This is a genomic window from Nocardia halotolerans, from assembly GCF_042650145.1.
Taxonomy (GTDB): domain Bacteria; phylum Actinomycetota; class Actinomycetes; order Mycobacteriales; family Mycobacteriaceae; genus Nocardia; species Nocardia halotolerans.
Window position 1 is genome coordinate 332,557 of record NZ_JBHSDL010000025.1, and the last position, 8,553, is coordinate 341,109.

The window sequence follows — 8,553 nt, forward strand, 5'->3', positions numbered from 1 at the left end:
GTGTCGGTTGTACTCGTGCTGCAAGCTCGGGGCCTCGGTGATCTCCTCGCCGCGGTCCCGGCTCTGCGTGCTCTACGCCGGGCCGAACCGCAGAGCCGGATCGTGCTGGCCGCGCCCCATCGCCTCGAGCAGATCGTCGATCTGATCTCCTCGGTCGACGAGCTGGTCGCCACCGCTGATCCGGCCGCCCTGATCTGGGACGGGCCCGCCCCCGAGTTGGCGGTGAACCTGCACGGCCCCGACGCCGCGAGTGCGCGCGCGCTCGCCGATACCGGGGCCAAGCGGATCATCGGGCACCGCACCCCCGCCCTGCCCAAGCTCGCCGGCCCCCGCTGGGACCCCGACGCCCACGTGGCCGACCGGTGGTGCCAGCTGCTCGAAGGCGAGGGCATCACCGCCGACCGCCGCAACCTCGGGCTGGTGCCACCGGTGGCCTCGATCAGCCGCCGCGACTGTGTGGTCGTGCACATCGGCGCGGGCGCCCCCGCGCGACGCTGGCCGCCGGAGCGCTTCGCCGCGGTCGTGCGGCACCTGCTGGTACTCGGGCGCGACGTGGTACTCACCGGCGACCCCTTCGAACGTGAGATCGCGATGCAGGTGGCCGCACAGGCCGGCCTGCCCGACGACCGCGTGCTGGCGGGCAGGCAGAACCTCACCGATCTGGCCGCGACGGTCGCCGGAGCCGCGCTGGTGATCAGCGGTGACACCGGCGTCGCCCATCTGGCCACCGCGTTCGGTACCCGCACGGTGCTGCTGTTCGGACCCACGCCGCCGCGCCGGGGCGGGCCGCCCGCGCATCTGCTCGGCCGGCACGCCGTGCTGTGGGCCGGTCAGGTCGGGGACCCGGAGGGCCGCGCCCCGGACGCGGGGCTGCTGCGCATCGGCGTGCCCGAGGTGGTCGCGGCCGTGGACGGTCAGCTGGACAAGCAGGACTGGGCCGAGTCGAGCCGTTCGCGTTATCGCCGGGTGGGCTGAGTACCGGGATCGGCGGCGGCGCGCAGCGCCGCAGCGTGGGCGGCCAGCGCACTGGGCCAGAACTGGTCGAGGTAGTCGCGGGCGTCGTTGAGGCCGCGCGGGTCCAGTGAGTACAGGTGACGGTTGCCATCGCGGCGCATGCTCACCAGGTGGGCTTCGCGCAGCACCCGCAGATGCTGGGAGACCGCCGAGCTGGTGATGCCGGTGCTCGCGGCCAGCTCGGACACCGAGCGTGGCCCCTGCGGCAACGACTCGTAGATCGCGCGCCGGGTGGGGTCCGACAACGCCATGATCGCTCGAACTCCGTTAGCGTCCACTGAACCAGTGTGCTCCCGATAGCCGGGCCCGGCAATGATCTTGCGTCCCGGATATTCGCCCCGGTCGCCCAGCGAAAGTGCCGGTTTCGTTAGAGTATTGTTATAGATCAACTGCGGTTATAGCCGCTCGTGATCACAGCCACAGGATTAACCGCACAGGTCACGGCTTAGCTACGTTCGAAACATGTTCGTGACCAACCCGTTATCTGCTCGAGTCTCCGACGCCTTTGCCGGCCGTTGGGGAGGCGTTGTCGCGGGTGCGGTGGCTTTGTCCGCACTCGTGGGAACCTCTGCTGCCGCATTCAGTGAGCCCGAGAGCCCCGTATCCGCCGTGGTTGCCGCCGACGCCGCCGACGCCATCGGCGCCGGGCAGTCGCCCTACCGCTTCACCGCGCACACCGCCGACGCCCCGGCCGCGCAGGACCAGAGCCCCACCGCGACCCCGGTCGCCTGGGAAGAGCACCGTGAGGCGGTCGCGCTCGAACTGCCGCCGATGCCGCCCATGCCGTTCATCGCACCGCCCCCGCCGCCGCGCCCGCAGACCGTACGCCCGGTCAACGGCCGGCTGACCTCCTACTACGGCCCCCGCTGGGGCGCCGCGCACAACGGCATCGACTTCGGTGACCCGATCGGCGCGCCGGTTTTCGCCGTCACCGACGGTACCGTCATCGAGACCGGCCCGGCCTCGGGCTTCGGCCTGTGGGTGCGCATGCAGCAGGACGACGGCACCATCGGCGTGTTCGGTCACGTCAACGAGATCCTCGTGCAGCCCGGTCAGCACGTCAACGCCGGTGATGTCATCGCCACCGTCGGCAACCGTGGCCAGTCCACCGGCCCCCACCTGCACTACGAGGTGCACGTGCCGGACGGCTCGCTCTACGGCGCTCCGATCGACCCGCACCCGTGGCTCGCCGCGCGTGGTGTCGACGTCGGCGCTCCGCAGGCCTGACCCTCACCACCCACTGATCTCCGCACGCCGGGCGATCAGGAAATCCCGAAGCCGCGCGACCGCGAGCGTCGACCCATGGTCTCCCGAGACCAGGCCGATCTCGCGGTCGCGTTCGCCATCGATGCCCACCACCGCCAGATCCGGGTGCGGTGTCTCGGCCGCGGGCAGCAACGCCACCCCGAGACCGAGCGCCACCAGCGCCCGCAGAGTTTCGAACTCGGTGATCTCGAACAGCACACGCGGGCGGAACCCGGCCGCCCCACACCAGTGGTCGAGCAGTGAGCGCAACTGGTAGCTCGGCGGATTCGCGATGAACGGCTCCCCGGCCAGTTCGGCGAGTTCGACGTGGGTCCGCCCCGCCAGCGGATGTGTGCGCGCCACGTGCAGGGCGATGCGCTGGCTGCCGAGCGCGACGGTCGGCAGGTCAGCCGGGGGCGGGATCATCACCGCGAGATCGAGCCGGCCCTCGCGCACCTGCTCGGCCAGTGCCTCACCGTGCGCCTGCACCAGGTGCAGCCGGATGCGCGGCGCGCGGGTGTGGAACTGCGCCAGCAGGGCCGGGATGCTCACCGGTCCCAGGGTGAGCGGAAAACCGAAGCGGACCAGGCCGCTGTCGGGGTCGGCGTCGGCGCGCACCCGGCGGACCGCGTCATCGAGGGCGCGCACCAGCCCGCGGGTGTGTTCGTAGAGGTCACGCCCCTGCGGTGTCAACGCCACGCCCCGGCCGATCGGCTGGAACAACGCCACCCCGAGCGTGTGCTCCATCGTCTTGATGCGCCGGCTCAGCGAGGACTGCGATACGCCCAGTCGCTGCGCGGCCCTGGTGAAGTGCCCCTCCTCGGCCGCCGCGTCGAAGGCGGCGAGCAACGGAGCCAGTGCCCGCGCGCCCACATCGTCGGACTCATCCATATCCGGATCATAACTTCGCTGGTTCGGTATTGGACGGATCACTCCGATCGGCGCGACGATGGCGGTACACAGCTCACGGGAGGTCCGATCATGTCCGACACCACACCCACCCGACGCGAATCCGGTTGCGGCGACGATGTTCTCGATGCGGTCCTGATCGGGGGTGGCATCATGTCGGCCACGCTCGGCGCACTGCTGAGCACGCTGGCACCGGACTGGTCGATCGCGCTGTTCGAACGGCTCGGCGAACCGGCCGCCGAGAGCAGCCACCCCTGGAACAACGCGGGCACCGGGCATTCCGGGATGTGTGAACTCAACTACATGCCCGATCCGGCCGACGGCAGCACCGCGGCCGGCATCGCCGAGCAGTTCGCGCTCTCGCGCCACTTCTGGTCGGCGCTGGCCGGGCGCGGGTCGCTCGCCGAACCGGACACCTTCGTCACCTCGACACCGCATGTGACCGCGGTCTTCGGCGAACGCGACATCGCCTACCTGCGGCAACGCTTCGCGACACTGCGCGAGCTGCCCGCGTTCAGCTCCATGGAGTACACCGAGGACCGTGCGGTGATCGCCGCATGGGCACCACTGCTCGTGCGCGGTCGAGCCGACCACGAGCCGATGGCCGCCACCCGGCACACCGCGGGCACCGACGTCGACTTCGGTGCGCTCACCAGGTCGTTGCTGGCCACGATGGCCGAGGCCGGCAACGCGGTGCGGCTGCATCGCGAGATCACCGGGCTCACCCGCGACCGTGACGGACTGTGGACGGTGCGCGGGCGCGACCTCGACTCCGGCCGGGAATTCCGGGTGCGCACCCGCTTCGTGTTCGTCGGTGCCGGCGGGTACGCGCTGCGGTTGCTGCAACGGGCGCGGCTGCCCGAGGTGCGTGGCTACGGGGTGTTCCCGCTCGGGGCGCAGTTCCTGCGCACCGACAACCTCGAGGTGGTCGCCGAACACCACGCCAAGGTCTACAGCCAGGCCGACGTCGGCGCCCCACCGATGTCGGTGCCGCATCTGGATCGGCGCGAGGTCGCGGGCGCCACCTCGCTGCTGTTCGGGCCGTACGCCACCTTCAGCACCCGGCTGCTGCGCCACGGCAAGCTCACCGACCTGTTCACCACCCTGCGCCCGCACAACATCGTGCCGCTGGTGGCCGCCGGCCTGCGGAACCTGAACCTGGTGCGGTATCTGCTCAGCCAGCTGACGGCCTCGCGGCGCGCCAAGTTCGCGCAGCTGCAGCGCTTCTACCCCACCGCCGACGCGGCCGACTGGGAACTGATCCAGGCCGGGCAGCGCGCCCAGCTGGTGAAGCCCGACGGCCGGTTCGGCGGCGTGCTGCAGTTCGGCACCGAACTGGTGACCGGCGCGGACGGGTCCATCGCCGGGCTGCTCGGCGCTTCGCCCGGTGCGTCGATCGCGCCGTCGATCATGCGCGAGCTGCTGGACCGCTGCTTCCCCGAACGCCGGTACGAATGGTCGGCATCGCTGGCCGAACTTCTCCCCGAGCCCGGTGCGACGGTGGGCGGAGACAGCGCGGCGCGGGCCCTTCCCTACCATTGAGCCAATTCCCATGACAGGAGTCGTCGTGCTCGCCCGTATCGTGCAGTCCGCGGTCCTCAATCCGCCCGCACTCCCCCGGCTGCTGGCTCGGGCGGTGCTCGGCGAGCGGCACGAGATCGCCGGGAAGACCGTCCTGCTCACGGGCGCGTCGTCCGGTGTCGGCAAGGCCGCGGCGTACGCGCTGGGCCGCGACGGCGCCCGGCTGATCCTGGTCGCCCGCAAGGCCGAGCCGCTGGCCGAGGTGCGCGACGCGGTGCTGGCCGATGGTGGCACGGCCGAGGCGTTGACCTGCGACCTCGCCGATGCCGAGGACACCGAGGCCCTGACCGCGACGGTACTGGAACGGTTCGGCACCGTCGATGTGCTGGTGAACAACGCCGGGCGCTCCATCCGCCGCCGCGCCGCCGATGCCACCGACCGCTTCCACGACTACGAGCGCACCATGGCACTGAACTACTTCGGAGCGGCCCGGCTCACCATGGGCCTGCTCCCGGCCATGCTCGACGCGGGCACCGGGCACATCGTCAATGTCGCCACCTGGGGTGTCGCGGCCGGATCGATGCCCAAGTTCACCGCCTATCACGCGTCCAAGGCAGCGCTCGGCGCGTTCGGACGCAGCCTCGGCGCCGAGACACGCTCGCAGGGCGTACACGTGAGCACCGTCGGCTTCCCGCTGGTGCGCACCGAGATGATCGCACCCACCGGTGCCTACGACGAGGCGGCCGCACTGACCGCCGAACAGGCCGCCGAATGGATTCGCATCGCGATCCGGACCCGGCCGGTCGAACTCTATCCCCGCTACACCCGCGTCCTGCAGACCATCGCCACCGTCTCACCTCGCGCCGTCGACGCGATGATCTGGCGCCTGGGGATCTGAGGGGCATCACCCGTCCGGATCAGGGGTGGGATCGGGGACGGTACGCCGGTAGGGGGTGGTAACCGTTCCGCAGCGGGACGTGCGGTGGCACACCGTATTTCTACCTTCGGTGCATGGCGACGCTCGATCTCGACCACACCTTGTCCCGCATCCGGTTCCGCGCCGTGCCGCTGGGCGCGAGCGGGCAGCGGCCACCGTGGCACGGTCCGCTGCTGATCAATGCCGGGCTGATGGCTGCGTTGGTCGTGGTGTCGGTGCTCGCCATGCTGGTCGACGACCGGGAGTTGCTCGGCGAATCGGTGTGGCTCGAGCCCGCCGAGTTCGGGTTCGGGTTCGCGCTCTACGGGGTCACGCTGGCCTGGATGCTGCGGCTACCGCATCGCGGGCGGCGCGCCACCTGGTGGCTGGGCACCGTCTTCGCAGTCGCCGGCATCGCCGATGTCGCGTTCATCGCCGTGCAGGCCGCGCGCGGCACCTTCGGTCATTTCAACACCGCCACCGACCCGATCAATCAACTCGGCCAGCAGGTGTTCACTTCCGGGGTGCCCGCCCTGTTCTTCGCCAATCTGGTGCTGGCGCTGATCATCTCGTGGCAGCGGCTCACCGACCGTCCGACCCGGATCGCGTTGAAGGCCGGGCTGTGGCTGGCGCTGACCGGCATGCTGCTCGGATATCTGATGGGCTACACCGGAGCTCAGCTCGTGCGTCAGTCCGACGGCACCGTGGTGGGCCTCATGGCCGGTCACACCGTGCGCCCGGGTGCGCCCGCCGATGCCGCACGTGACGGGGCCGGTTCGGCCATGCCGATCACGCACTGGAGCACCACAGCGGGCGACCTGCGCGTACCCCATTTCATCGGGCTGCACGGCATCCAGGTGTTGCTGGTACTCGCCGTCGCCCTGGCCACACTGGGAACCCGCTACCACTGGCTGCGCACCGAGCGCACCCGCGCGGCCCTGCTCGGGGTGGCCGCCCTCGGCTACTGCGGGTTGCTGACGCTGGTGCTCTGGCAGGCGCTGCGCGGTCAGCCGCTCACCGGCCCCGACCTCGCGACCGCGGGCGCGACGAGCGTGCTCGCGGTGTTCGTCGCCGGCGCGATCACGGCGGTGTACCGACGCTCCAGGGAAGCGCCGACCACGGTCGCGAACCCCTGACCCCAGGGCCACAAGTGAGACCACTCCCGCTGGCGCGCACAGGGTTTCAGCGCAAACGCTCGGCTTCACGGGTGAGCTGCAGCAGCGTGGCACTCAGCTGCGCCAGCTCAGCGGGACCGGCCCCCTCGTCGACCGCGGTGGCCACGTCCTCGGCCGCACAGCGCGCCGCGAACCACCGATCGGCGAGATCGGAGGCTTCCTGGGCGGACAACACCACCGCGTCCTCCGGAATCCCGGTCCCCTTGAGGCTGGTGCGGTGCTCGTAGGCACGTTGCCGACACGATTGGCGGCAATAGCGGCGACGGCGACCCGACTCGGAATCCACGATCTCCCGCCCACACCACGAGCAGGACAGCAGGCGACTGCGCGACATGCTGCGAAACCCTATCGGTCCGGCGGCGCCACCGGCGGCCCAGGTCTCGCTGAGCGGGCACCAGCTCCGACATCACCGTCTCCGGTGCCCCGCGAGCATGCGATTACAATGGAACAGTTACGACGTCCCGCGCGTTAACGGTAGGACCACGACCAGTTCGCGGACTCGCGGCACCAGCCGCCAAATCACAGGGAGCACACATGGCAGATCGCGTACTCCGGGGCAGTCGGCTCGGAGCGGTGAGCTACGAGACCGATCGCGACCACGACCTGGCCCCGCGCCGGATCGCCCGCTACCGCACCGACAGCGGTGAGGAATTCGACGTCCCGTTCGCCGACGACGCGGAGATCCCGCCCACCTGGCTGTGCCGTAACGGCCAGGAGGGTCAGCTCATGGAGGGCACCTCGGTCGAGACCAAGAAGGTCAAGCCGCCGCGCACCCACTGGGACATGCTGCTCGAACGCCGCAGCAAGGAAGAGCTCGAGGAACTGCTCAAGGAGCGCCTCGACCTGCTCAAGGCCCGCCGGCGCGGTTGAGCGAGACCAGCACACGGCGAAGGCCGCCTCCCACTCGGGTAGGCGGCCTTCGCCGTTTCCAGCTCAGTGACTGGCGACTTTGCGGTACTGCAACAGCGCTGCGGGCATGGCGATCGACAAGATCACCAACGAGCAGATGACGGCGTAGAGGATGCAGTTGTCGGCGGCCCATCCGGTGGCCGGGGCGAACGACGGCGGGGCGTCGTTGTCGAAGAGTTTTCGCCCGGCTGCCGACACCGCGGTGATCGGATTCCACTCGGCGATGGTGCGCAGCGGACCGGGCAGGGTCTCGGCGGAGATGAACGCCGAGGAGATGAACGACAGCGGGAACATCCAGATCAGGCCCGCGCTCTGGGCCACCTCGACGGTCGGTGAGATCAGCCCGGTGAGCGCGCCGACCCACGACATCGCGAACGCGAACAACAGGATGATGGCGAAGGCGAGGGCGGCGTCGGCGACGCTGCCGTGGATACGCCAGCCCACGATGTAACCGCAGATCACCATCACGCCCAGGCTCAGGATGTTGACGACCAGGTCTGACAAGGTGCGTCCCATCAGCACCGCCAGCCGCGACATCGGCAGTGTCCGCATCCGGTCGATGATGCCCTTCTGCAGGTCACCGGCCAGGCCGACGGTGGTGAACGCGGCGTTGAACGCCACCGTCTGGGTGAAGATGCCGGCGAGCAGGAACTCGCGGTACTGGTCGCCGCCGAGCGAGGCACCGAAGATGTAGGCGAACAGGAACACGAACATCAGCGGCTGGATGGTGGCGGTGACCAGCAGTGTGGGCACTCGCAGGATGGTCAGCAGGTTGCGGTGGGCCACGATCGCACTGTCGCGCAGGAACCGGGCGCGCGGCTGCATCTGCGCGGGGGCCGCGGGGCGCGGCGTCGCCGCCGGAAT

The 8,553-nt window shown here is 70.2% G+C and carries 10 protein-coding genes; 6 read left to right on the forward strand and 4 right to left on the reverse strand.

The window, feature by feature from the left end:
• Positions 1–975, forward strand: coding sequence for a glycosyltransferase family 9 protein (locus tag ACFO5K_RS20115; RefSeq protein WP_378565087.1), 975 nt, complete (start codon positions 1–3; stop codon positions 973–975).
• Here ACFO5K_RS20115 and ACFO5K_RS20120 read toward each other — a convergent pair.
• Positions 957–1,292, reverse strand: a complete 336-nt coding sequence (locus ACFO5K_RS20120) for an ArsR/SmtB family transcription factor (RefSeq protein WP_378565090.1) — start codon at positions 1,290–1,292, stop codon at positions 957–959. The genes ACFO5K_RS20115 and ACFO5K_RS20120 overlap by 19 nt on opposite strands.
• Positions 1,293–1,572: 280 nt before the next feature.
• Between ACFO5K_RS20120 and ACFO5K_RS20125 the strand changes: the two genes are divergently transcribed.
• A complete protein-coding gene (locus ACFO5K_RS20125) occupies positions 1,573–2,241 on the forward strand; it encodes a M23 family metallopeptidase (RefSeq protein WP_378565093.1) in 669 nt (222 codons plus the stop codon).
• A 3-nt stretch (positions 2,242–2,244) separates the two neighbouring features.
• Here the strand turns inward: ACFO5K_RS20125 and ACFO5K_RS20130 are convergent, their stop codons facing one another.
• Positions 2,245–3,150 (reverse strand): LysR family transcriptional regulator, encoded by a 906-nt coding sequence (locus tag ACFO5K_RS20130; RefSeq protein ID WP_378565096.1) that lies wholly within the window; start codon positions 3,148–3,150, stop codon positions 2,245–2,247.
• A gap of 90 nt (positions 3,151–3,240) precedes the next feature.
• Between ACFO5K_RS20130 and mqo the strand changes: the two genes are divergently transcribed.
• From mqo to ACFO5K_RS20145, 3 genes are all read left to right on the forward strand, one after another.
• Positions 3,241–4,710, forward strand: a complete 1,470-nt coding sequence (gene mqo / locus ACFO5K_RS20135) for a malate dehydrogenase (quinone) (protein ID WP_378565099.1) — start codon at positions 3,241–3,243, stop codon at positions 4,708–4,710.
• A gap of 10 nt (positions 4,711–4,720) precedes the next feature.
• Positions 4,721–5,587: an SDR family oxidoreductase gene (locus ACFO5K_RS20140; RefSeq protein ID WP_378565102.1), complete on the forward strand. Its 867-nt coding sequence runs from the start codon at positions 4,721–4,723 to the stop codon at positions 5,585–5,587.
• Between the two features lie 113 nt (positions 5,588–5,700).
• A complete protein-coding gene (locus ACFO5K_RS20145; RefSeq protein WP_378565105.1) occupies positions 5,701–6,741 on the forward strand; it encodes a hypothetical protein in 1,041 nt (346 codons plus the stop codon).
• Between the two features lie 46 nt (positions 6,742–6,787).
• Here the strand turns inward: ACFO5K_RS20145 and ACFO5K_RS20150 are convergent, their stop codons facing one another.
• Positions 6,788–7,114 (reverse strand): hypothetical protein, encoded by a 327-nt coding sequence (locus ACFO5K_RS20150; protein ID WP_378565108.1) that lies wholly within the window; start codon positions 7,112–7,114, stop codon positions 6,788–6,790.
• Between the two features lie 200 nt (positions 7,115–7,314).
• On the opposite strand from ACFO5K_RS20150, the gene ACFO5K_RS20155 reads away from it, so the two are divergent.
• Positions 7,315–7,650 (forward strand): RNA polymerase-binding protein RbpA, encoded by a 336-nt coding sequence (locus tag ACFO5K_RS20155; protein WP_378565111.1) that lies wholly within the window; start codon positions 7,315–7,317, stop codon positions 7,648–7,650.
• Between the two features lie 63 nt (positions 7,651–7,713).
• Here ACFO5K_RS20155 and ACFO5K_RS20160 read toward each other — a convergent pair whose 3' ends face one another.
• Positions 7,714–8,514, reverse strand: coding sequence for an ABC transporter permease (locus ACFO5K_RS20160; RefSeq protein ID WP_378566205.1), 801 nt, complete (start codon positions 8,512–8,514; stop codon positions 7,714–7,716).
• Positions 8,515–8,553: the final 39 nt, after the last annotated feature.

Bases quoted from the DNA above. Each gene is read 5' to 3' on its own strand.
- ACFO5K_RS20130 (WP_378565096.1), bottom strand. From the start codon at position 3,150: ATGGATGAGTCCGACGATGTGGGCGCGCGGGCACTGGCTCCGTTGCTC.
- mqo (WP_378565099.1), top strand. From the start codon at position 3,241: ATGTCCGACACCACACCCACCCGACGCGAATCCGGTTGCGGCGACGAT.
- ACFO5K_RS20140 (WP_378565102.1), top strand. From the start codon at position 4,721: ATGACAGGAGTCGTCGTGCTCGCCCGTATCGTGCAGTCCGCGGTCCTC.
- ACFO5K_RS20145 (WP_378565105.1), top strand. From the start codon at position 5,701: ATGGCGACGCTCGATCTCGACCACACCTTGTCCCGCATCCGGTTCCGC.
- ACFO5K_RS20150 (WP_378565108.1), bottom strand. From the start codon at position 7,114: ATGTCGCGCAGTCGCCTGCTGTCCTGCTCGTGGTGTGGGCGGGAGATC.
- ACFO5K_RS20155 (WP_378565111.1), top strand. From the start codon at position 7,315: ATGGCAGATCGCGTACTCCGGGGCAGTCGGCTCGGAGCGGTGAGCTAC.
- ACFO5K_RS20160 (WP_378566205.1), bottom strand. From the start codon at position 8,514: ATGCAGCCGCGCGCCCGGTTCCTGCGCGACAGTGCGATCGTGGCCCAC.